This window comes from Nocardia fodinahabitans (assembly GCF_052983615.1).
Map to the genome: position 1 here is coordinate 4,704,503 of NZ_JBRJJC010000001.1, position 22,848 is coordinate 4,727,350.

Here is a 22,848-nt window from a genome sequence, read left to right on the forward strand (position 1 = left end):
GGGTGCGGGGCCTGGCCGTGCCTACCCGCAAGTAGGTAGCTGCCCAGCTGCGGTTTATTCTTCCCGTCATGCCGTATTTGGAGCGCTCCGGTGATGTGTTCGTCCTCTACCTCGGGAACGAGGGGGAGACCGATAACGAGAACCGTTTCTCGCCGGGCTGGATCGATGCCTTCCACGCCGCCCTCGACGAGGTCGAGGCGTCCGAGGGTGCTGCCGCGCTGGTCACCGTCGCGACCGGCAAGTACTACAGCAACGGCCTCGACACCGACTGGCTGTTCGGCAACCTGGACAAGATCCACGGCTATCTCGACCGCGTGCACACCCTCTACACCCGGCTGCTGACCTTCCCGATGCCCACCGTCGCCGCGATCAACGGCCACGCGTTCGGCGCGGGCGCGATGCTGGCCTCCTCGCACGACTTCCGGGTGATGCGCGGCGACCGCGGCTTCTGGTCGCTGCCCGAGGTGCACCTCGGCATGCCCTTCACCATCGGCATGAACGGCCTGCTCAAGGGTCGGCTGAGCAACCAGGTGTGCGTGCAGGCGATGACCACCGGCCACCGTTTCGCCGCCGACGAGGCGATCGCCGCGGGCATCGTGGACGCGAAGGCCGACGCCGAGGAGGTGCTGCCCGCCGCGATCGGGCGCGCTGCCGCGCTGACCAGCCTGCGCAAGCCGATCACCCCGATCATCAAGACCGCGCTGCACGCCGAGACCCTCGCCGCGCTGGCCACCCCGGTCACCGCCGAGAACCTGCCGTTCGGCAACTGAGTCCCGCGCCGGTGCGCCCCTGACACCCGCTGATGCGAGACTGGGGGGTATGGCACCCTCGCGCACCGGCGAATTCTCGGCCACCGCCTCCGATGCCGCGATCAGCGCGGCATCGGAGGAGCTGATCGGACTCTCGCACGCGATCCACGCCGAACCCGAGCTCGCGTTCGCCGAGACGCGCAGCGTCGCCAAGATCCTCGCGCCGCTGGCCGAGCGCGGTTTTCTCGTCACCACCGGTATCGCGGGCCTGCCGACGGCGTTTCGCGCCGTCTACGGCAGCGGCCCGCTGACCGTCGGCATCTGCGCCGAATACGACGCCCTGCCCGAGATCGGGCACGCGTGCGGGCACAACATCATCGCCGCGTCGGCGGTCGGGGCCGCGATCGGTCTGGCCGAAGTCGCCGATCAGCTCGGCCTGACCGTCGTCGTGCTCGGCACGCCCGCCGAGGAGAGCGGCGGCGGCAAGGTGCTCATGCTCGAGGCGGGCGCCTTCGACGACATCGCGATGGCGATGATGGTCCACCCCGGCCCCGCCGACATCGTCGGCGCGCGTTCGCTGGCCCTGGCCGACCTGTCGATCGTCTTCCACGGCCGCGAGGCGCATGCCAGCGCCGCGCCGGAGCTCGGCCGCAACGCCGGCGACGCGGTGACTCTCACCCAGGTTGCCCTCGGCTTGCTGCGCCAGCATTTGCGCCCTGGCCAGCAACTTCACGGTATAGTCGCGGACGGTGGCGTAGCCCCCAACATCGTGCCCGGACGGGCGGAGTTGCTGTACTACCTCCGCGCGGCCGATTCCGCGTCACTCGACGACCTGATGCGACGAGCGAAGGCGTGTTTCGAGGCGGGCGCCCTGGCAACAGGCTGCACTCACGACATACGGACGCTCGCGCCCACCTATACCGAGCTCACCCCCGATCCGGTTCTTTCGGCTGTCTACCGCGCGCAGATCACCGGATTGGGCAGGGTGCCGATCGCGCCCGAGCTCGAGGTGCTACGTCCGCTCGGGAGCACCGATATGGGCAACGTCACCAACGTGATCCCCGGTATCCACCCGGTGATCGGCATCGACGCCGGTGGCGCGGTGACCCATCAGCCGGACTTCGCCGCCGCCGCGGTGAACGCCTCGGCCGATCGTGCGGTACTCGACGGTGCCCGCGCCCTGGCGCGTACCGCTGTCGCGATCGCGCGCGATGAAGTACACAGGGACAGGTTGTTGCAACGGCTGGTCGAACGACAGGAGGACATTCGGTGAGCATTTCCGGCTATTCGGGCACCGCGCGCGCAGGCGCCGACGCGCTATCGATGGGCGTGGGAGCCCACTCGATGATGCGTGAGAACGCGGTCTGTCCGACGATGCCGGACACCGAACGAACCGATATGCCAGGAGCGGAGATCGTCGACGCGTGGCTGGCCGAGCACACCGCCGACCTCGTGCAATGGCGCAGGCACATCCACGCCAATCCCGAGTTGTCGCGCGCGGAGTTCGCCACCACCGAGTTCGTGTCGGGTTGGCTGACCAAGGCCGGGTTGAGCTGGGAAGTGCTGCCCGGCGGCACCGGCCTGACCTGTGACCTCGGGCCGACCGACACCCGGCGGATCGCCCTGCGCGCCGACATGGACGCGCTGCCGATGCAGGAGTTCACCGGCCTGAGCTTCGCCTCGACGGTGCCCGGCGTCTCGCACGCCTGCGGGCACGACGCGCACACCACGGTGCTGCTCGGTACCGCGCTCGCGCTGGCCGAGGCCGAGCACACGCTGCCGGTCGGGGTGCGGCTGGTGTTCCAGCCTGCCGAGGAAGTGATGCCCGGCGGTGCGCTCGACGCCGTCGCCGCGGGTGCGATGCGGGGTGTCGAACGGATCTTCGCGCTGCATTGCGATCCCCGGCTGGAGGTCGGCAAGGTGGGGCTGCGGACCGGGGCGATCACCTCGGCCGCCGACACCGTCGAGCTGGTCCTGGACTCGCCGGGCGGGCACACCTCGCGCCCGCACCTGACCAGCGATCTGGTCTACGCGATCGGCACGATCATCACCGGCCTGCCCGGGCTGCTGAGCCGCCGGGTCGATCCGCGCACCAGCACCGTGATGGTGTGGGGCGCGGTCAGCGCGGGCAAGGCGCCGAACGCGATCCCGCAGACCGGCATGCTCACCGGCACCGTCCGCACCGGCGACCACGCCACCTGGCTGCTGCTGGAACCGCTGGTCCGCGAGATCGTCGACGGCCTGCTGGCGCCGACCGGTGTGCGCTACCAGCTCAACTACAAGCGCGGCGTCCCCCCGGTGGTCAACGACCCGACCTCGGTCCTGATGTTCGAGAACGCGGTCCTGGCCATGGGTCCCGACGCCCTGGCCGACACCCCGCAGTCCGGCGGCGGCGAGGACTTCTCCTGGTACCTCGAGGAAGTCCCCGGCGCGATGGCCCGCCTGGGCGTCTGGTCCGGCACCGGCGACCAGCTCGACCTGCACCAACCGACGTTCGACATCGACGAACGCGCACTGGCTGTCGGCGTCCGCACCCTGACGAACATCATCCTCCAGGCGTGACCGCCGCTCCGGGATTTCTGGCCGGACTCGAGTGCGTTACCGGTAGCGATGGCGGCTACCGGTAACGCGAGCGGTGCGTCGGCCCGTACCCGGTGAGTTACCCAGGCACTCCTGTCACGCGCCGGGGCCGACGTTCTTGCTGTTGCGGGTGCGCAGGGCGTGGACGTAATCCTCAGGGGCACCGGCCTTTTCGGCCGCATCGGCGATGACGCCGATGTAGCGCGCCGACGGCAGCCCACCCTCGTAGGCGTCGAGGACGTACAGCCACGCCAGCCGGGACTCGCCCTGGGTGCCGGTGACCCGGATCCTGATCTTCTTGTGGATACCGAAGTCCGAGCCTTCCCAGCGGTCGAGGCGTTCCTCGTCCTCGGGGGAGACGTCGTAGAGGACGACGAATACCCGGGAGCCCGGATCCTCGACGACGGTGGCCAACGGCCCTTCCCAGCCGATGTCGTCACCGGCGAAGGTCAGGCGCCAACCTTCCAGCCACCCGGTCCCGGACATGGGCGAATGCGGGCAGCGTTCCAGCATCTGCGTCGAGTCCATGTTGGACCCGTAAGCGGCATAGATCGGCACCTGACGAACTGTAGCCAATAACAGCAGTGGAATTCCTGTCTCCCACCCAGATCGGCTGACGGTCACAGTCGTGGCGGGCCTCGACACGCCGAACTTGTTCACCGATCCGACCCCGGACCGTCACAGCGCACCTGAAATGATGGGGCGACAGTACGGACGGGTCCTCACAAGGGACGCGGCTGATCAGGCGAACACAGGGAGCGTGGCTGTGGCACGGATTGCGATCATCGGTGGCGGACCGGCGGGATACGAGGCGGCGCTGGTGGCCGCCCAGCACGGGGCCTCGGTAACCCTGGTCGACGCCGACGGCATCGGTGGCGCGTGCGTGCTGTGGGACTGCGTCCCGTCCAAGACCTTCATCGCCTCCACCGGCTTGCGCACCGATCTGCGCCGGGCCCGGGATCTCGGCATCACTCTCGACGCCAGTCAGGCGCAGGTGCACCTGCCCGAGGTGAACGGCCGCGTCAAGGCGCTCGCGCTGGCCCAGTCCGCCGACATCCGCGCGAAGCTGCAGGCCGCCGGGGTGCAACTGCTGGCGGGCCGGGGCGAATTGGTCGGTCCCGCGGCCGGTTTGGCACATCGGATCAAAGCGACGCTGGCCGACGGCAGCACCGAGGAGTTCGAGGCCGAGGTCGTGCTGATCGCGACCGGTGCCAGCCCGCGCGTGCTGCCGGGCGCCGAGCCCGACGGTGAGCGCATCCTGAACTGGCGCCAGCTCTACGACCTGCAGGAACTGCCCGAGACGCTGGTGGTGGTCGGTTCCGGTGTCACCGGTGCCGAGTTCGTCTCCGCCTACACCGAGATGGGTGTGCGGGTGAAGCTGGTCTCCAGCCGCGACCGCGTGCTGCCGGGCGAGGACGCCGACGCGGCGCTCGTGCTGGAGGACGCGCTGGCCGAGCGCGGCGTGGAGCTGGTCAAGCACGCCCGCGCCGACGCGGTGGAGCGCACCGCCGACGGCATCGTGGTGAAGCTGTCCGACGGCCGCACCGTGACGGGTTCGCACGCGCTGATGACCGTGGGTTCCACGCCGAACACCGACAGCCTCGGCCTCGACCGGGTCGGCATCGAGCTCGATCGCGGTGGATACCTTCGTGTCGACCGGGTTTCGCGCACCTCGGTGCCCGGCATCTACGCCGCGGGCGACTGCACCGGTCTGCTGCCGCTGGCCTCGGTGGCCGCCATGCAGGGCCGCATCGCGATGTATCACGCGCTGGGTGAGGGCGTGAGCCCGATCCGCTTGAAGACGGTGGCCTCGGCGGTGTTCACCCGCCCGGAGATCGCGACCGTCGGGGTCAGCCAGACCGCCATCGACAACGGCGAGGTGCCCGCCCGCACGGTGATGCTGCCGCTGAACACCAATCCGCGCGCGAAGATGTCGGGGCTGCGGCGTGGTTTCGTCAAGATCTTCTGCCGCCCGGCGACCGGGGTGGTGATCGGCGGTGTCGTCGTCGCGCCGATCGCCTCGGAGCTGATCCTGCCGATCGCGCTGGCGGTGCAGAACAACCTCACCGTCACCGATCTCGCGCAGACCTTCTCGGTGTATCCGTCGCTGACCGGTTCGGTCACCGAAGCCGGACGTTTGCTGATGCGTCACGACGACCTGGACTGAGCACCCGCGCCGAAAATGTGAGTCGGATCACTGATCGGCAAGGTTTCGAATTGTCTTGTTCGACAACGGTGGTCGTCGATTCCGCACGGTGATCCCGGAGCACGTTTCCGCAGGCGGAGCGGCGGTGGTGCGAAACTTACTGCTGCGTTGCCTGTCCCGCGCTCATGTGGTTGACTCACGGCCGAGGCGCGATCAGATGTGATCGCGTGGTGGAGCAGTGGGGGATTCCCTCCGGGAAAGGGATACGAAAAGTGAAGCATCGTAAGCCGAGTCGGGCGCAGCGAGCGATGGCCAGCACGTCGTTGCCCCTGGCCGCTGCGGCAGCCGTGGCAACCATCCTCGCGGCGCCGGCCGGCGCGGTCCCCAGCGACCAGCCGACCACCCCCGCGACTCCGGCGCCTGCGCAGCCGGGCACCCAGCAGCCCTCGGAGGAGGCGCCGGAGACCGGCGGCCCCGAGCAGACGCAGCCGGAGACGCCGGAGAACGTGAAGCCGGGCGAGAACAAGCCCGGTCAGACCAAGCCGACGCCGGCCCAGCCGGGCGTCACCAGCCCCGCGCCGGGTCAGCCGGGTCAGGCCACGCCTGCCACCCCCACCCCGAGCCAGCCGGGCGTCACCAGCCCGCGCGTCGCGCCGCTGCCGGTGCCGGGTCAGACCGGCCAGGGCAGCCAGGGCAGCCAGGCGCAGCCGGCCGTGCAGCCGGAGCAGGCGGGCACCACCCCGCAGCAGGAGACCACTCCCGGCCAGCAGGGCACCACCCCGGGTCAGCCGGGCACCACGCCCGGCCAGCAGTCGCAGGGTCAGCCGTCGCAGACCCAGCCGAGCGTGCCGTCCGATCAGGGCACGGCCACCGAGGGCGAGGGCTCCGACCAGCTCGTGCAGACGCCCACCTGGCAGGCGCCGCACTTCACCGACGCTCCGGCCGCGCCGGTCGTCGAGATGGAAGGCCCGCACCAGGAAGTCGGCCTCTCGGTCGACGGCGGCGACGTGCTGCCCGGTGTGATCAACACCCACCACTACAACAACGCCTCCGGCTACGTCGGCACCGTCGGCTATCGCACGCCGACCGGTTTCGGTGACGCGGGCGTCTCGGTCGAGTACATCGGCGAGAACTCGGTCAAGGTCACCACCTTCAACGGTGGCGCCGGGCAGGCCGACAACACCACGGTGACCGTCCTCGACACCACCCAGGCCAATCTGGCCAAGGCGGCGGTCGAGAACTGGATCAAGGCACAGCCGGGTGGCGCCGCCGCGATGGAAGCGGCCGCGAAGGCTACACTTCCGGTGCCGGGGGAGCTGCTTCAGACGGTGAACGTCGCAGGTGTCACCACCCAGTGGGGTGGCTCGCTCCAGTACTGACACGCAGTACGTCGTGTGGGGCGGTCGGTTGGCGACCGCCCCACACGTGTGTCCTGGGGAAAGGATTGGATTTGGGCACCGACGGTGACGACAACGAGCGCGGCGACAAGCAACCCGCCGCCGGATTCGGTCCTCCCGTAGGCGATTTCGGGCCGCCCGTCGACGACGCGACCATCGGTTTCGGTGGCCCGCTCGCCGTGCCGCCGCCCGCGCCGCCCGGCGGGCACCCGGAGATGGGCTGGCGCCCGGCCGCGGCGCCCTCGGCCGCGCCCGGTCCGTTCGGTGCGCCGATCGCCGGACAGCCGCCCGTGCCGCCGCCGCCAGGTCCGCCGACGATGCCCCCTCGCCCGCCGGTCCAGCCCGCCGCGCCCACCTCCGTCTTCGGTGACGCCGTGGCCACCCCGCCGCCCGCTCCGCCGCAGGCGCCCTCGCCGTTCGGCGCCCCCGATCCGCGGATGAGCGCACCCTCGGAAGATCAGACGGTCCGCTTCACCGGTGAACCGCCGCGCCGGGACGGATCGCCGTTCGGCGACTCGGTGCCGGTGAACTCGGGTCGCGAGCACACCGAGGTGATCCGGCGCGAGCGGCCGACGCCCCGTGCCCAGGCGCCCGTCGACACCCCCGTGCCCGAGACCGTGCGGGTGCCCGCGCCGGAGACCGTGCGCGCGCCGATCGCCGAGGACCCCAAGGCCGACGACAAGGCCTGGTGGAACAGCCCCGACGAGGGCGGTGCGGTCCCGAAGCCGCCGTCGGAACCCGGACTGTCCTGGGCCGACGACCCGATCGCCCGTCGCCTCGCCCCGAAGACCCCGGTGACGCCGGTCAGTGAGAAGCAGGACGCCGATAAGCGCCGCCTGCGCTGGATCATCGGCGGCGCGGCGGCCGCCGTGCTGCTCGTGGTCGCCCTGATCCTGACGATCGCCCTGGTCAAGCGCGGTGGTGGCAGCGACCCCGGGGTGACCGCCGCCCCGATTCCGTCGATCGCCTCGCCCACCGAGTGCAAGGCGGTGTCCGAACAGGCCGTCACCGTCGGCAACGGCCCCGGCGACACCTCGTCCGGCGCGAAGGCCATCCTGGGCTTCCAGTACGCCTTCTACGTCGACCGATCCGGGGTGAAGGTGCGCGACTACGTGGCGCCGGATGCCGAGAACATCTCCACGGCGGAGACGATCCAGAAGGCGATCGACGAGCTCATCCCCACCGGTTCCAAGCACTGCGTGAAGATGCGCGAGACCGCCACCGGCCGGTACGACGTGGAACTGCGCGAATGGCATCCCGATGGTTCGGCGATCGTCTACAAGCAGGAGATCGTCACCACCAATACCGACGGGAAATGGCAGGTCAAGTCGATCACGGCCCGATAGGAGTCTCATTATTTGAGACGCCTATTTCACATTCTGGCGAACGACGTGCAATCATGGGATGATTGCGGTCCCTTGGCGTTCCCGGGAGGTTTCCATGTTGTCGACAACTCCAGCATTGGCGAGCAAGCTCGCGGGCCTGCAGAGCTCGGCGATCCGGGACCTGCTCAAGCTCACCGCGCGCGCCGACATCATCAGCCTCGCGGGCGGGCTGCCCGACGCGGCGCTGATGCCGCGCGAGCGCATCGCCGTCGCCGCGCAGTCCGCGCTCGCGGACGCCACGGTCCTGCAATACACCGAGTCGCCCGGCTGGCCCGCGCTGCGTGCGGTGATCGCGGAGCGGGAGTCGGCGCGGATCGGGCGCCCGGTGCCGCTCGCGGACGTGTTCATCACCCACGGATCGCAGCAGGCGCTGTCGCTGCTGGCCGAGGTGCTGCTCGATCCCGGTGCCCTGGTGATCGTCGAGGATCCCGCGTATGTCGGTGCGCTGCAAGTGTTCCGGGCCGCGGGTGCGCGGATCGTCGCGGTGCCGCTGGACGGTGACGGCATGCGCGTCGACGTGCTGGAAGACCTGCTCGCCGCCGGGGAGCGGCCCGCCGTCGTGCACACCGTCTCCAACTTCCACAACCCGGGCGGGGTCACCCTGGCCCCCGAACGGCGCCGCCGCCTCGCCGAACTCGCTGAGGCACACGGCTTCTGGGTGATCGAGGACGACCCGTACGGCGAGCTGTGGTTCGACCGGCCCGCACCGGACCCGGTCGCGAGTTACTCGCCCCAGGTGATCCGGCTCTCCAGCACCTCCAAGATCCTGGCTCCCGCCCTCCGGGTCGGCTGGCTGGTCGCGCCCGAACACGTCTGTCGCGCTGTCGAACTGCTCAAGCAGGGCGCCGATCTCTGCGGCTCCGCCCTCACCCACCAGATCGCCACCGACCTGCTGACCGATACCGATTGGCTTGCCGCCCACGTCGACTCCGTCCGTGCCGCCTACGGCAGCCGCGCCCGCGCCCTGGTCTCGGCGGTCCGCGCTACCTTCGGCGATCGGGTCCACAGCACCGACGCGACGGGCGGCATGTTCGTCTGGGTCGATTTCACCGACGGCACCGACACCACGGACCTGCTCCCCAAGGCCCTCGATGCCGGCGTGGCCTACGTCCCGGGCTCGGCCTTCGCCGTCTCCGACGCCTACCGTTCGTCGATGCGTCTGTGTTTCACCACCTCCGACGAGGCGACCCTCGCCGAGGCCGTGGCCAGGCTGGGTCGCGCGCTCTGAGTCGTCAGACCCAGCCGTAGGTGCGTTCGACCGCCTTGTTCCATTCGGTGTAGCGCAGGAGGCGTTCGTCGTCGGGCATGGTGGGCGACCAGGTGTGGTCCGCGGTCCAGTTGGCGCGCAGATCGTCGAGGCCGGACCAGTAGCCGACGGCCAGGCCCGCCGCGTAGGCGGCGCCAAGAGCGGTGGTCTCGCGGACCACCGGGCGGACCACGGGGACGTCGAGGATGTCGGACTGGAACTGCATGAGCAGGTCGTTGCCGGTCATGCCGCCGTCGACCTTGAGGGTGGTCAGTTCCAGGTCGAGGTGCCCGGCGGCGGCGTCGGCGCGCATGGCGTCGACGACCTCGCGGGTCTGGAACGCGGTGGATTCCAGCGCGGCCCTGGCCAGATGGGCCTTGGTGACGAAGCGGGTCAGGCCCGCGATGACACCGCGGGCGTCGGGCCGCCAGCGCGGGGCGAACAGTCCGGAGAAGGCCGGGACGAAGTGGGCGCCGCCGTTGTCCTCGACGCTGCGGGCCAGCGGTTCCACCTCCTCGGCAGAGGAGATGATGCCGAGATTGTCGCGCAACCACTGCACCAGCGAGCCGGTGACGGCGATGGACCCCTCCAGCGCGTAGACGGCGGGCTGGTCGCCGAGCTGATAACACGCGGTGGTGAGCAGCCCGTGCTTGCTGATCACCGCGGTGGTTCCGGTGTTGAGGAGCATGAAATTGCCGGTGCCGTAGGTGTTCTTGGCCTCGCCCGGCGACAGGCACGCCTGGCCGAAGGTGGCGGCCTGCTGATCGCCGAGGATGCCCGCCACCGGCACGCCCGCGAACGGTCCGGCGGTGATCTCGGCGTAGACCTCCGAGGAGCTGCGGATCCGCGGGAGCAACGACATCGGGATGTCGAACTCGGCGCAGATCCCCGAATCCCACTGCAGCGTCCGCAGATCCATCAGCATGGTGCGTGAGGCGTTGGTGACGTCGGTGAGGTGCTCACCGGTCAGCTTCCACAGCACCCAGCTGTCCATGGTGCCGAAACAGAGGTCACCGGCCTCGGCGCGGGCGCGCACACCCGCGACGTTGTCGAGGATCCAGCGCAGCTTCGGCCCGGCGAAGTAGGTCGACAGCGGCAACCCGGTGCGCTCGGCGTAGCGCTGCGGGCCCTGATCGCCCGCGAGTTCGGCGCACAGCTGATCGGTGCGGGTGTCCTGCCAGACGATGGCGTTGTGCACCGGCTCGCCGGTGGCGCGATCCCAGACGACGGTGGTCTCGCGCTGGTTGGTGATGCCGATGGCGGCCAGATCGCCCGCCGAGCACCCGGCGTGTCCCAGTGCCGCGCCGAGCACCCATTCGGTATTGCGCCACACCTCCGCCGGATCGTGCTCGACCCAGCCCGGCTTCGGGAAGATCTGGCGATGCTCCCGCTGCGCGGTCCCGACGATCCGGCCCTGCCGGTCGAAGACGATGCAGCGACTCGAAGTCGTGCCCTGATCGATGGCGGCCACATAGCGACGCATTGATGCAGGTTACCGAACCCGGGACCGGCCTTGCGCCCGCTTCGTCCGATGACACCACCGCGCCCGCTCTCGCTCGTTTTCCCGCGCCGAATTCGCTGCCACACCCCGCCGCGAGCGTCCCGCGCGCCGCGAAGGCACTACGTTTAGCCTGTACGCAGCGGCGCCGGGACCGTGGACGGCGTCGACCCACTGTCGGGAGATTCCGACCGTCCTCGGTCGGCGGCGAGGAGTCGAGCATGTCGCAGACACCGGAGTTTCCGTTCCTGCACCCGGGGGAGCTGGTCGCGGGCGGTCAACGGCTCGGACCCGGTCAGCTCGGCCCCGACCAGCGGCGCGCCGCCTGGGAGCGGCTCGGCAAGGACCAGTTCGACGTGCTGGTCGTCGGCGGCGGCGTGGTCGGCGCCGGCATCGCGCTGGACGCGGCCACCCGTGGCCTGTCGGTCGCGCTCGTCGAGGCCCGCGATCTGGCCTCGGGGACCTCGAGCCGGTCGTCGAAGATGTTCCACGGCGGCCTGCGCTACCTCGAACAGCTCGAGTTCGGACTGGTCAGGGAGGCGCTGAAGGAACGCGAGCTGGCGCTGTCGACGCTGGCACCGCACCTGGTGAAGCCGCTGCGCTTCCTGTACCCGCTGACCCGCAGAGTGTGGGAGCGGCCGTACGTGGCCGCGGGCCTGACTCTCTACGACACCATGGGTGGCGCGAAATCGGTTCCGGGACAGCATCATCTGACCAGGCACGGCGCGATGCGGCTGGCTCCGGGCTTACGCCGGGATTCGCTGATCGGCGGCGTCACCTACTACGACACCGTCGTCGACGATGCCAGGCACACCATGACCGTGGCCCGCACCGCCGCCCACTACGGCGCGGTGATCCGCACCTCCACCCAGGTGGTGGGGTTCCTGCGGGAAGCCGATCGGGTCGTCGGGGTGAAGCTGCGCGACACCGAGGACGGCCGCATCGGTGAGGCGCGCGCGAATGTGGTGATCAACGCGACCGGGGTGTGGACCGACGAGGTGCAGGGCCTGTCGCGGCAACGCGGCCGGTTCCATGTGCGCGCGTCCAAGGGCGTGCACATCGTGGTGCCGCGTGACCGCATCGTCAGCGATGCCGCGATCATCCTGCGCACCACCACCTCGGTGCTGTTCGTCATCCCGTGGGGCGCGCACTGGATCATCGGCACCACCGACACCGACTGGAACCTCGACCTCGCCCACCCCGCCGCCACCAAGGCCGATATCGACTACCTGCTCGACCGGGTGAACGAGGTGCTGGTCACCCCGCTCACCCCTGCCGACATCGACGGCGTCTACGCGGGCCTGCGGCCGCTGCTGGCCGGCGAGAGCGACGAGACCTCCAAGCTCTCGCGCGAACACGCGGTGGCCCGGGTGGCGCCCGGTCTGGTGAGCATCGCCGGCGGCAAGTACACCACCTATCGGGTGATGGCCGCCGACGCGATGGACGAAGCGGCACAGGACATCCCGGCCCGGGTGTCGCCATCGATCACCGAGAAGGTCGCGCTGATCGGCGCCGACGGCTACTTCGCCCTGGTGAACCAGACCGTGCAGCTGGCCGAACACTATGGCGTGCACCCCTACCGGATGACGCACCTGCTCGACCGCTACGGCTCGGTCGTGGACGAGGTGCTGTCCCTGGCGACGGGCAGACCCGAACTGCTGCAACCGATCACCGACGCGCCCGCCTACCTCCAGGTGGAGGCGGTGTACGCGGCCGCCGCCGAGGGCGCGCTGCACCTCGACGACATCCTGGCCCGCCGCACCCGCATCTCGATCGAGTACGCCGATCGCGGCGCGCACTGCGCCGAACAGGTCGCGCATCTGGTCGCGCCCGTCCTGGGCTGGGACGCGGACGATATCGACCGCGAGGTGACCATGTATCAGGCGCGGGTGCGGGCCGAGATCGAATCACAGACCCAGCCCGACGACATCTCCGCCGACGCGCTGCGGGCGGCGGCGCCGGAACCGCGGCCGCAGCTACTGGAGCCGGTACCGCAGGACCGGTGAGCGGACGCTAGACGGCGGCCCCCTGCAAGGCGCGCAGCTCGACGGCATTGTGCGCGCAGAACACCTCGACCTCGTCGGCGTGACCGCGCAGCAGTTCGCGCAGGCGCTCCTGATTGTCGATCCGGGCGGGCCCGACGGTCTGCACGAGCCGTTCGAACAGCGCGGCGCCGGGTGGCTGATGCGGGTGCTCGAGATCGAGCTGACCGGGATGGAAGTAGGCGTCGCCGACCGCGAACTTCCAGCCCGCGCCGGTGTCGATCGCGATGCCCGCGTGGCCGCGGGTGTGCCCGGCCAGCGGGATGATCAGCAGTTCCGCGGGCAGGCCACGCAATTGACGCACCGCGCCGAAACCGAACCACGGCTCACCGAGTTCGTCGTAGCTCTCCCAGCGCGGCTTGTGCGCGAACTGCGCCATGCGATACCGGAACTTCTCGCGCGGGCCGAAATGACCCTCGAGCGCGCGCAGTTCCTCGCCGTAGACGTGCACGGTGGCCTGGGGGAATTCGGCGAGCCCGCCCGCGTGGTCGAGATCGAGGTGGGTGAGGACGATGTCGGTGACGTCCTCGCGGCGGTAGCCCAGTGCCTCGATCCGGCGCGCGATGGTGCCCTCGAGGTCGAGGACGGGGCGGGTCATCCGGATGAAGCGGCGGCCGAGCCATTCGTCGGGTCGCCGCACCGAGCCTTCGCCGATGCCGGTTTCGATCAGGACCAGCCGGTCGTCGAGTTCGACGAGGACACAGTGGCAGACCATTTCGGCTCGGCGGGTCAGGCCGCCGACGCCGTCGAGCAGACGGCCGCCGAAGGGACGCATGGTGCCGCCGTCGAGGTGGTGCAGACGCATCAGGAGAGCTCCTGTTCGAGGGTGGCGCGCAGGTGGTCGGCCACCGCGCGCAGGGGAGTGAGGTCACGTCGGGTGCGGGCGAGCAGGAGCCCGCCCTCGATCATGGCCAGCGCCACGGTGGCCAACTGGTCGGCGCGCTCGTCGGGAATTCCCTTGGCGCGCAGGAATTCGTCGATGGCGGTGCGCCAGGAGTCGAAACCGGTGACGCAGGCTTCGCGGATCGGTTCGCTGTCGCCGCCCGCGTCGAGGGCGATGGTGGCGATCGGGCAGCCGCGGTGGAAGTCCGAGTCGGTGAGCATCGCGCCGAGGGCGGCGAAGACGCCGTCGATATCGCCGGCGTCGAGCGCGGCGGCGAGCACGTCCCGCAGCGCGTCGGCCGACTGGACGATCGCCTCGGCGGCGAGCTGTTCCTTGCCGCCGGGGAAGTGGAAGTAGAACGAGCCCTTGGGCGCGCCGCCCGCGCTGACCAGCTGGTTGACGCCGGTGGCGTGGTAGCCCTGGGTGTGGAACAGGTCGGCGGCGGCGTCGAGGAAACGCTGCCGGGAGTCCGTGCGTGGGGTCACCGCCTCAGCGTAGCTCGAGTATGACGACCGGTCTAGTTAGTTGGCTCGGGTTGGCAGCGGGGACAGAAGTAGATGCCGCGTTCGCGCTGGGTGATGCGATCGGCGGGGTCGTCCTCGCCGAGCAGACGCGAGACGATCGCGGTTCCGCAGCGCGGGCAGGGGCGGCGGGTACGGCCGTAGGCCATCGGGCGCCAGGGCGGCTGGTGCGCGGCTTTACCGAGCACACGATGGGCCTCGTCGACCAGGGCGGGCAGGTCGCCGATGGCACCGACCGGGGTCGCGGGGTGGACGCGGCGCAGGAAGCAGATCTCGCTGCGGTAGATATTGCCGATGCCCGCCAGATTGCGCTGATCGAGCAGGGCCAGGCCGACGGGGCGCCGGGGGTAGGCGGTGAGCCTGCGCAGGACCTCGGCCGCGTCCCAGTTCGGGCCCAGCAGGTCGGGACCGAGGTGATCGACGACGGTGTGCTCGTCGGCGAGCGGGAGCACCTGCACCTTGCCGAGGGCGAAGCCGACGGCCTCGAATTCGTCGTTGGCGAGCACCAGCCGGGCGGTGACCGGCGGCTTCGTCCAGCGCTGGCCGCGGTGGAACACCCGCCACTCGCCTTCCATCTTCAGGTGGGTGTGGACGCTCACGCGGTCGGTGCGGATGAACAGGTGCTTGCCGTAGCTGCCGACCTCGGTCACCAGATCACCGACCAGGTCGACCGTCGCGTACCGGGGGACGCGGAAGTCGCTGCGGGTGAGGGTCTTCCCGGCCAGCGCCGTGCGCAGGCGCGCGGCCGTGCGGAAGACGGTGTCGCCCTCTGGCATTCGGCTACACCTGCCTGCGCAGCCGCAGGCCGCGCGGGGTCATCGAGAAGCCCGACTCGACCAGGACATCGGCGAAGGTGTTGCCGTGCACGGTCTCCCCGTTGATCTTGTCGATCACCAGGCCGTCGACCCGGCGGTCGTGCACCAGCCCCGCCAGCGCGGTCGCGGCCATCCGCCGCAGGCCGGGGTCCTCGGTGAAGCTGAGCAGGGTCTTGCCGCCGCGCTCCACGTAGAGCACCAGCTCGCCGCCGACCAGCACCACCAGGGCGCCCGCCTTGCGGCCGGGTCGGTGGCCGCCCTCGGCATCGCCCTTCGGCCACGGCAGCGCGGCGCCGTACGGATTGGCCGGATCGCAGGAGGCCAGGGCCAGCGCGACGCCCGGCTGGGCGGTATCGCGATCGGTGTCGAAGGAACGCAGCCGGTCGACGGTGTCGGTGGTGGAGAACTGGGCGCCGCCGAGCGTATCGACGAAATACCCACGGCGACAACGACCACGGTCCTCGAACTCGGTGAGCACCCGGTACATCAGCGCGAAACCGCCGGGCACGCCCTCGTTCTGGACCGAGCCGCGGGTCAGCACGCCGTAGCGTTCGAGGAGCTGGTCGGCGGTGGCGTGGGCGCGAAGCGTGTTGTCCCGCACCCGTTCCGGCAGGATCGACCAGCGCCCGGCCAGGGTCGGTGGCCCGCTGCGGGTCGGCATCGATGGGCGCGGGAGGTAGGCGCGGCCGCGTGGGGCCCGGCGCGGGGTGCGGTGGGCGGTGGTGCTGCGCGCGGTGCCGGAGAGCAGGGCGCGCACGGGGGCGAAGGTGTCACCGGAGACGTAACCGGCCCACACCAGTTGCCAGAGCGCGTCGCCCACGGCCTTGTCGTCGAGCAGGCCGGTGGCGTCGGAGAGCTGGCGGAAGAAGTAGGCGCCGCCGCCGTGCAGGGTGGGTGGTAGCCGGCGGGGGTTGTCCGGGCCTGCGGTCGCGGATGAATCGCCCGCGGAGCTGCCGTTTCCGTGGGCCTTTCGGGTGGTGTCGGTATCGGTGGCGAGGTGGGCGGTGGCGCTGCTGGTCGGCGCGGCCTCGGGTCCGGATGCCGCTGGTGCGTCCAGGTCGACCGTCGGTGGCTGCGCGGCGCGCGGGGGCCAGGGCTCCAGCGGAGCGCCGAGGGCGGCCAGCAGGCCGAGCTGGATGTCGGTGGGGTCGATGTCGTCGGGGGGCGGCAGGGTGAAGGGGGCCTGATCGGCCAGATGCAAGGCGATCCAGCCGTCGCGGGCGGTGATCGCGCCATGGCCTGACCAGATCACCTCGCCGCCGGCCATCAGCTCGTCCAGCATCGCGGGGGAGTAGTCGCGCACGCGCATCGGCAGGATCAGCGACTCCCACGCCGACGCCGGAATGGGTACGCCCGCAAGCTGTTCCACCACCGTGGCGACGCCGTCGATGCCGCGCAGCTCGCCGGAACCGATGTGCTGCCAGGCGGGCAGGAAGCGGCCGAGGGCGGCCGTCGGCACCGGCTCCACCTCGTGCCGGGCGGCGGCCAGCGAGCGTCGGCGCAAGCGGCGCAGCACCTGCGCGTCGCACCATTCGGTGCCCGCCGTCGCGGGGGTGAATTCGCCTTCCACCACGCGTTTCTCGGCCAGCAGCCGATGCAGGGCGGTGGCGGCGACCGCCGAGCCGAGACCGAAACGGGCGGCCACATCGGCGGTGCTGAACGGTGCGTGGGTGCGGGCATAGCGTCCGACGAGGTCGCCGAGCGGGTCGGGGACGGGCTCGATGAACGCGGCGGGTACACCGATCGGCAGTGGCACGCCCAGCGCGTCCCGCAGGCGCGCGGCATCCTCGATCGCCACCCACCAGGTGCGGCCCGCGAACGAAACCTCCAGTGCCCGATGGGCATCGCGCAGTGCGGCGAACCACGTGGGCGCGTCGGAGTCGGCGAGCACGTCGTCCGCGTTCTCGGCCGTGTCGCCTTCGCCGGGGGCATCCGTGATCGGCGGCCGGCGGTCGGCGTCGGCCAGGCCGCTCGGAGCAGCATCGGTCGGCCCGGTGCCCGGCGTACCCGGGCCGTCAGCGCCACCGCGCCGCACGCAGCGGGCGGCGGCCTCGGCGGGGGTGAGCGGGCCGAGGAGACGAAGCAGGTCGGCCAGGCCCTCGGCGTCGCGGGCCCAGCGTTCGGGGGTGCGGCGCTGGAGTTCGCGCTCGGTCAGGGCGATGACGGCCGGGTCGAGCAGTTCGCGCAGTTCGACGCGGCCGAGCAGTTCGGCGAGCAGGCTCGAGTCCAGTGCCAGGGCGGCGGCGCGGCGTTCGGCCAGCGGGCTGTCGCCGTCGTAGAGGAACTGGCCGATATAGGAGAACAGCAGGGCGTTGGCGAACGGGGACGGGCTGGCGGTCTCGACGTCGATCAGCCGCACCTCGCGGCGGGCCACCCTGGTCAGCAGGTCGCGCAGGGACGGCAGATCGTAGACATCGCGCAGACATTCGCGCACGGTCTCCAGCAGGATCGGGAAGTCCGGGAATTTGCGTGCCACATCCAGCAATTGGGCCGAGCGCTGGCGCTGCTGCCACAGCGGTGCGCGCTTGCCCGGGTCGCGCCGCGGCAGCAGCAGGGCCCTGGCCGCGCACTCGCGGAACCGGGAGGCGAACAGCGCCGAACCGCCGACCTGTTCGGTGACGATGTCGTCGATCTCGTCGGGTTCGAAGGCGAACAGTTCGGCGCCGGGCGGGTCGTCGGTGGTGTCGGGCAGACGCACCACGATGCCGTCGTCGGACGCGGTCGGCGCCGCGTCGATGCCGAACCGTTCCTGGAGCCGGGCGCCGACGGCCAGTGCCCACGGCGCGTGCACCGGGGTGCCGTAGGGGGAGTGCAGGACCAGGCGCCAGTCACCGAGCTCGTCGCGGAACCGCTCGACGATCAAGGTGCGGTCGGTGGGCAGCTGGCCGGTGGCGGCGCGCTGTTCCTCGAGTAACCCGACCATGTTCGCCGTCGCGTTCTGGTCGAGTCCGGCGGTGCGGACCAGCTGTTCCAGGCGTGCGGACGCGGTGTCGGGGTTCTCGGCGCGTTTCGTCGAGCGTGCGTGGGCGGTCTTCTTCGCGGGCTCGACAGGGTTGGCCGGTGCTGTCGAATTGTCCTGTGACGCAGTGGTTCCGAGTGGCCGGGTGCCCATATCCGCGACGATCCGCGACATTTCGTCGGCGGACACCTGACCCGCCGTCCGCACGAATTCGCCCAGTGCGGTGCCCAATTCGGCCGGACGCCCCAGGCTGTCGCCGTGCCAGAACGGCAGCCGGCCGGGCAGCCCGAAGGCGGGCGAGACCAGCACCCGATCGAAGGTGATCTCCTCGATCCGCCAGCTGGTCGCACCGAGCGCGAAGACATCGCCCACCCGCGACTCGTAAACCATCTCCTCGTCGAGTTCGCCTACCCGGGAGGCTTTTTCGCCCACCATGAACACCGCGAACATGCCGCGGTCGGGGATGGCACCGCCGGAGGTGACGGCGAGGCGTTGTGCGCCGGGGCGACCGGTGAGGGTGCCCGCGTCGCGGTCCCAGACCACGCGGGGGCGCAGTTCGGCGAACTCGTCGGACGGGTAGCGGCCCGCGAGCAGGTCCAGCACGGATTCGTAGGCCGAGCGGGGCAGGTTCGCGTAACTGCCGGTGGCGCGGACGATATCGAACCAGCCGTCGACATCGATCGGTTCGAGCGCGCAGGCGGCCACCGTCTGCTGGGCCAGGATGTCGAGCGGATGCGTGGGGATCTGCAGCAGCTCGATCTCGCCGGCCAGCATGCGCTGCGCCGCAACGGTGCAGTGGATGACATCGGTGCGGTGCTTCGGGAACAGCACGCCGCGCGAGACCTCGCCGACCTGGTGCCCGGCCCGGCCGACCCGCTGCAGCCCGCTGGCCACCGACGGCGGTGCCTCCACCTGCACCACCAGGTCGACCGCGCCCATATCGATGCCGAGCTCGAGGCTGCTGGTGGCGACCACGCAGCGCAATCGCCCGCTCTTGAGGTCGTCCTCGATGATCGCGCGCTGCTCCTTGCTGACCGAGCCGTGATGCGCCCTGGCCAGCAGCTGATCGGCACCGTGGATCACCTCGGTGGACGGGCCGAGCTGGGCGGGTGGCGCGTGCTCGGTGTCCACCGGCTCGCCGAGCCGGGCCGCGTAGGCCTCGTTGAGCCGCGCGGTCAGCCGTTCGGCGAGCCTGCGCGAGTTCGCGAACACGATGGAGGACCGGTGCTCGAGCACCAGATCGACGATGGCCTCGTCGACGTGCGGCCAGATCGATCCCGGCTGTTCGGAATCACCAGGATCGGTCATATCGGCCACCGGGACACGCACCGACAGGTCGAAGGTCTTCGGCGCGGGCGGGCGCACGATGGTGATCGGCGCCGACCCCACCAGGAACCGGCCGATCTCCTCGGGCGGGCGCACCGTCGCCGACAGGCCGATCCGCTGCGCGGGCCGTGCGGTCAGCTGATCCAGCCGGGCCAGCGACAACGCCAGATGCGCGCCGCGCTTGGTCCCCGCGATGGCGTGCACCTCGTCGACGATCACCGTGCCGACCTGGGCCAGACTCTCCCTGGCCGCCGAGGTGAGCACCAGGAACAGCGACTCCGGCGTGGTGATGAGAATGTCCGGTGGCGTGCGCTGCATCGCCCGCCGCTGCGCGGGGGTGGTGTCACCGGAGCGCACCCCCACCGAGATCTCCGGCGGGTCCAGCCCCAGCCGCTTCGCGGTCTGCGTCACCCCCACCAGCGGCGCCCGGAGATTACGCTCCACATCCACCGCCAGCGCCTTGAGCGGGGAGACGTACAGCACCGACGTCCCCCGGGGAGTCCCCGGTTCCGGCGCGGGCCGCGTCGCCAGCTGGTCGATGGCCCACAGGAACGCCGACAGCGTCTTCCCCGACCCGGTCGGCGCGACGACCAGCGTGTGCTCCCCGTCCGCGATCGCCTGCCACGCCCCGAGCTGGGCCGACGTGGGCCCGGCGAAGGCCCCGTCGAACCACTGCGCGGTAGCGGGAGAGAACCGGTCCATAGCATTCAGTGTGCACCGGCCCACCGACAATCCCCTCGATGCGAGCCGCGCGGCTACGTTGGCCACGATCGAGACCTGGACCGGGAACAACGCCGGTGTGTGCACCGAGTTCGAAGGCTGGACCCGTCAGCCCATCACCGGTGCGTGGCTCGACAGGGATGGTCGAGGAGCCGTCGGCCGATGACCTGCGTCACACTGTCGATCGCGCCAACGCTACTCTGGGCTCTCGTGCAAACGGTGCTCAGAGTCGACCTCGTCGGCCACGGCCTGACCGAGGCGGTACGTAAGACGCGATTCCCTGTCGACGAACCACTGGACGAGTCGGGTAGGGGTGCGCTGCGCGCGTACTCGGTGCCCGCCGACGCGCAGGTACGGACCGGGCCGGAACGACGGGTTCGGGACACGGCCGAGGCGCTCGGGGTGGTCGGGGAGCTGGATGTGCGATTACGGGATCTCGACGCGGGATCGTGGCGCGGGACCGAGATGGGCAGTCTGGCGCAGGATCAGCTGTTCGCGTGGCTCACCGATCCCGAATTCCGTGGGCACGGTGGCGAATCGGTGACCGACCTGGTCGACCGGGCGCGGTTCTGGCTGGCCGAGATCGCCTCGGCCGGGCGCGACACGGTCGCGGTGACCCATCCCGCGGTGGTCAGGGCGATGCTGCTGGTGGTGCTCGACGCGCCGCCGAAGTCGTTCTGGCGCATGGATGTTCCGCCCGCGAGCGTTACCCGGCTGCACTACCGCGGCAACTGGACACTGCGCCTCGGCGGTTCCTAGAAACGACGAAACCCCCGGAGCCGAGGTGGCTTCCGGGGGTCCTGGCGACACCAGGTCGCCGTTCGCCGGTGGTCAGGTGTGGGCGGCGCCGTCGATGCGGATTTCGGTACCGCTGATGAAGCGGCCGTCGTCGGAGACGAGCATCGCGATGACGCCGGCGACATTCTCGGGACCCGCCAGCTCCGCCGGGTTGTCCTGCGGAAGAACGGCGACCAGGCGGCCGAAGAGCGACCAGTCCGAGTCCTGCGGGAGGTAGCCGGGTGTGGCGTCGGTGAGGCCGGACTTGATGCCGCCGGGGGCGACGCTGACCGCGCGCAGGCCCTGCTTGGCGTACTCCAGGGCCAGGACGTGGGTGAGCGACTGGATGCCGCCCTTGCTGGCGGAGTACGCGGCCATGTACGGATGGGCGAAGGTCGCCGAGGTGGAGCTGAAGTTGACGATGGTGCTGCTGGCGTTGGCGAGCAGGGCGGGCAGGGCCTCGCGGATCACCAGGAACGTGCCGGTGAGGTTGACGTTGATGATCTGGTTCCAGAGATCCAGGGACGTCTCGTGGGTATGGGCGGCGCGCAGGATGCCCGCGGCGTTGACGAGGGCATCCAGGCCACCGAGCGAATCGACGGCGCTCTCGACCCCGGCGATGACGTCGGACTCGTCGCCGATGTTCATCTCGAGGGTGGTGAGCCTGGTATCGGTGCCCGCTTCGGCGGCGTGCTTGCGGGTCATCTGCAGGCCGTCGGCGTTGACATCCGCGCCGACGACGACCGCGCCTTCGGACAGCAGACGGAGGACGGTGGCCTGGCCGATTCCGGATCCGGCTCCGGTAACCAGGATGCGGCGCTGTTCGAGACGGTTCATGGGATCTCTTCCTCGTCGTGCAGGGTGTTTCTGACACGATATGCCATAAATGGCAGGACGTGCAATGAATCAGATCGAGGTGGGTATAGTGCGCCCGTGACCAGGCAGCGAAACCGGGCGGCGACCAGCCCTGGGCGACCGGCGCTCAGCGAGATCCGCCGTGCCGCCACCCGCAGGGAGGTGGCCATGGTGGCTGCCCACCTGTTTGCCGAAAATGGTTATGCCGCAACGACGGTCGAGGACATCGCCGCATCCGCGGGGATGGGGTTGCGGACCTTCTATCGGTACTTCGCCGGTAAGGAAGACGTCGTCGCCCCGCTACTGGCCATCGGCACCCAGGCCTGGGCCGACGAACTCGCCGCCTGCCCGCCGGAGCTCCCGCTGCGCGAGGCGCTGAGCCGCTCCTACCGCACCGCCACCGCCGCCGCCCTGGCCGACGGGGGTATCGCGGGCAAGCTTCTGCACCCCCTGCTGCGTGCCGTCACCGAACTCCCCGCCCTGCGGGCGACCTGGTTGCGCGTCCAGCACGACTGTGAAATCAGCCTGATCCCCATCATCGCGGCCCGTACCGGCCGCTCGCCCGACGACTTGGACGTCGCGCTCGCCGCCGCCATGGCCAATACGGCCGTGCGTCTGGGTACCGAACGGTGGGCCGCCGAAGCAGGGTCCGACTCGGCCGCCGACGTCGTCGACTCCTGTCTGGCCCGCCTCGCCGCGCACACACTCCTGTAGCTGAGTGGAACACGTTATCGCGTGTGTGCCACCGCACTCGCGTGACTCACATCGCGGATGTGCTTGGGCCCCAACGTGATGCAACATCCAACCCGAGCGTCCGAATCGATCTTGTGGTTAACTAAAAAAACTAGAACGTGTTACTGCAATGTACGGTCGCTGTGACCCGATGGGGTCGGTGTCCGGCCGAAGGGCCGCGCTGCGCGTCTCCGGACCGCCGCCGCGTCGACAGCCG

Annotated in this window: 17 protein-coding genes and 2 pseudogenes; 10 read left to right on the plus strand and 9 right to left on the minus strand. The window is 70.5% G+C overall.

From position 1 onward, the window contains the following. The first annotated feature begins 68 nt into the window (after positions 1–68). The 3 genes from NV348_RS21860 (at position 69) to NV348_RS21870 (ending at position 3,311) form a co-directional block, all read left to right on the plus strand. Positions 69–770, plus strand: a complete 702-nt coding sequence (locus NV348_RS21860) for an enoyl-CoA hydratase-related protein (protein WP_447148563.1) — start codon at positions 69–71, stop codon at positions 768–770. Positions 771–819: 49 nt separating this feature from the next. Then, the gene (locus NV348_RS21865) at positions 820–2,022 is read left to right on the plus strand and encodes a M20 family metallopeptidase (protein ID WP_447148564.1); all 1,203 of its coding nucleotides are present in this window, start codon (positions 820–822) and stop codon (positions 2,020–2,022) included. 125 nt (positions 2,023–2,147) lie between these two features. Beyond that, on the plus strand, positions 2,148–3,311 hold the full coding sequence (locus tag NV348_RS21870; RefSeq protein WP_447151115.1) for a M20 family metallopeptidase: 1,164 nt from the start codon (positions 2,148–2,150) through the stop codon (positions 3,309–3,311). A gap of 114 nt (positions 3,312–3,425) precedes the next feature. On the opposite strand, the gene NV348_RS21875 is transcribed toward NV348_RS21870, so the two are convergent. Beyond that, a complete protein-coding gene (locus NV348_RS21875; RefSeq protein ID WP_218717701.1) occupies positions 3,426–3,887 on the minus strand; it encodes a gamma-glutamylcyclotransferase family protein in 462 nt (153 codons plus the stop codon). 208 nt (positions 3,888–4,095) lie between these two features. On the opposite strand from NV348_RS21875, the gene NV348_RS21880 reads away from it, so the two are divergent. The 4 genes from NV348_RS21880 to NV348_RS21895 all read left to right on the plus strand — a co-directional run bounded on the left by NV348_RS21880 (position 4,096) and on the right by NV348_RS21895 (position 9,485). Continuing rightward, on the plus strand, positions 4,096–5,496 hold the full coding sequence (locus NV348_RS21880) for an NAD(P)H-quinone dehydrogenase (RefSeq protein ID WP_447148565.1): 1,401 nt from the start codon (positions 4,096–4,098) through the stop codon (positions 5,494–5,496). A 287-nt stretch (positions 5,497–5,783) separates the two neighbouring features. Further along, complete coding sequence (locus tag NV348_RS21885; protein ID WP_447148566.1) at positions 5,784–6,854, plus strand: hypothetical protein; 1,071 nt, start codon at positions 5,784–5,786, stop codon at positions 6,852–6,854. A gap of 71 nt (positions 6,855–6,925) precedes the next feature. After that, positions 6,926–8,218 (plus strand): DUF8176 domain-containing protein, encoded by a 1,293-nt coding sequence (locus NV348_RS21890; RefSeq protein WP_447148567.1) that lies wholly within the window; start codon positions 6,926–6,928, stop codon positions 8,216–8,218. Between the two features lie 94 nt (positions 8,219–8,312). Continuing rightward, on the plus strand, positions 8,313–9,485 hold the full coding sequence (locus NV348_RS21895; RefSeq protein WP_447148568.1) for an aminotransferase-like domain-containing protein: 1,173 nt from the start codon (positions 8,313–8,315) through the stop codon (positions 9,483–9,485). A gap of 4 nt (positions 9,486–9,489) precedes the next feature. Here the strand turns inward: NV348_RS21895 and glpK are convergent, their stop codons facing one another. After that, positions 9,490–10,986 (minus strand): glycerol kinase GlpK, encoded by a 1,497-nt coding sequence (gene glpK, locus NV348_RS21900; protein ID WP_447148569.1) that lies wholly within the window; start codon positions 10,984–10,986, stop codon positions 9,490–9,492. A 236-nt stretch (positions 10,987–11,222) separates the two neighbouring features. Between glpK and glpD the strand changes: the two genes are divergently transcribed. Beyond that, positions 11,223–13,007 carry a glycerol-3-phosphate dehydrogenase gene (glpD, locus tag NV348_RS21905; protein WP_447148570.1) on the plus strand — a complete coding sequence of 595 codons (1,785 nt, stop codon included), beginning with the start codon at positions 11,223–11,225 and terminating at the stop codon, positions 13,005–13,007. Positions 13,008–13,014: 7 nt separating this feature from the next. Here glpD and NV348_RS21910 read toward each other — a convergent pair whose 3' ends face one another. The 6 genes and pseudogenes from NV348_RS21910 to NV348_RS21935 form a co-directional block, all read right to left on the minus strand. Further along, positions 13,015–13,848, minus strand: a complete 834-nt coding sequence (locus tag NV348_RS21910; protein ID WP_447148571.1) for an MBL fold metallo-hydrolase — start codon at positions 13,846–13,848, stop codon at positions 13,015–13,017. After that, positions 13,848–14,411 (minus strand): TetR/AcrR family transcriptional regulator, encoded by a 564-nt coding sequence (locus NV348_RS21915; RefSeq protein ID WP_447148572.1) that lies wholly within the window; start codon positions 14,409–14,411, stop codon positions 13,848–13,850. Before NV348_RS21915 ends, NV348_RS21910 begins: the two co-directional genes overlap by 1 nt. Before the next feature lie 32 nt (positions 14,412–14,443). Further along, on the minus strand, positions 14,444–15,223 hold the full coding sequence (locus NV348_RS21920; protein WP_447148573.1) for an Fpg/Nei family DNA glycosylase: 780 nt from the start codon (positions 15,221–15,223) through the stop codon (positions 14,444–14,446). Between the two features lie 4 nt (positions 15,224–15,227). Beyond that, positions 15,228–17,636 carry an Lhr family ATP-dependent helicase gene (locus NV348_RS21925; protein WP_447151116.1) on the minus strand — a complete coding sequence of 803 codons (2,409 nt, stop codon included), beginning with the start codon at positions 17,634–17,636 and terminating at the stop codon, positions 15,228–15,230. Next, a pseudogene (locus tag NV348_RS21930) lies at positions 17,637–18,395 on the minus strand (ATP-dependent helicase); the annotation flags it as partial. It lies immediately after the preceding gene. 26 nt (positions 18,396–18,421) lie between these two features. Beyond that, positions 18,422–20,249 (minus strand): annotated as a pseudogene (locus NV348_RS21935) (DEAD/DEAH box helicase); the annotation flags it as partial. A 237-nt stretch (positions 20,250–20,486) separates the two neighbouring features. Between NV348_RS21935 and NV348_RS21940 the strand changes: the two are divergent. Then, complete coding sequence (locus NV348_RS21940) at positions 20,487–21,026, plus strand: histidine phosphatase family protein (protein WP_447148574.1); 540 nt, start codon at positions 20,487–20,489, stop codon at positions 21,024–21,026. A 72-nt stretch (positions 21,027–21,098) separates the two neighbouring features. On the opposite strand, the gene NV348_RS21945 is transcribed toward NV348_RS21940, so the two are convergent. After that, the gene (locus NV348_RS21945; RefSeq protein ID WP_447148575.1) at positions 21,099–21,881 is read right to left on the minus strand and encodes an SDR family NAD(P)-dependent oxidoreductase; all 783 of its coding nucleotides are present in this window, start codon (positions 21,879–21,881) and stop codon (positions 21,099–21,101) included. A 96-nt stretch (positions 21,882–21,977) separates the two neighbouring features. Here NV348_RS21945 and NV348_RS21950 point away from each other — a divergent pair, with 96 nt between their 5' ends. Further along, entirely contained in the window at positions 21,978–22,613 is a 636-nt protein-coding gene (locus NV348_RS21950; RefSeq protein WP_447148576.1) for a TetR family transcriptional regulator, read from the plus strand. Positions 22,614–22,848: the final 235 nt, after the last annotated feature.

Bases quoted from the DNA above. Each gene is read 5' to 3' on its own strand.
- NV348_RS21945 (WP_447148575.1), bottom strand. From the start codon at position 21,881: ATGAACCGTCTCGAACAGCGCCGCATCCTGGTTACCGGAGCCGGATCC.
- NV348_RS21895 (WP_447148568.1), top strand. From the start codon at position 8,313: ATGTTGTCGACAACTCCAGCATTGGCGAGCAAGCTCGCGGGCCTGCAG.
- NV348_RS21910 (WP_447148571.1), bottom strand. From the start codon at position 13,848: ATGCGTCTGCACCACCTCGACGGCGGCACCATGCGTCCCTTCGGCGGC.
- NV348_RS21865 (WP_447148564.1), top strand. From the start codon at position 820: ATGGCACCCTCGCGCACCGGCGAATTCTCGGCCACCGCCTCCGATGCC.
- NV348_RS21870 (WP_447151115.1), top strand. From the start codon at position 2,148: ATGCCAGGAGCGGAGATCGTCGACGCGTGGCTGGCCGAGCACACCGCC.
- NV348_RS21885 (WP_447148566.1), top strand. From the start codon at position 5,784: ATGGCCAGCACGTCGTTGCCCCTGGCCGCTGCGGCAGCCGTGGCAACC.
- glpD (WP_447148570.1), top strand. From the start codon at position 11,223: ATGTCGCAGACACCGGAGTTTCCGTTCCTGCACCCGGGGGAGCTGGTC.
- NV348_RS21920 (WP_447148573.1), bottom strand. From the start codon at position 15,223: ATGCCAGAGGGCGACACCGTCTTCCGCACGGCCGCGCGCCTGCGCACG.
- NV348_RS21860 (WP_447148563.1), top strand. From the start codon at position 69: ATGCCGTATTTGGAGCGCTCCGGTGATGTGTTCGTCCTCTACCTCGGG.
- glpK (WP_447148569.1), bottom strand. From the start codon at position 10,986: ATGCGTCGCTATGTGGCCGCCATCGATCAGGGCACGACTTCGAGTCGC.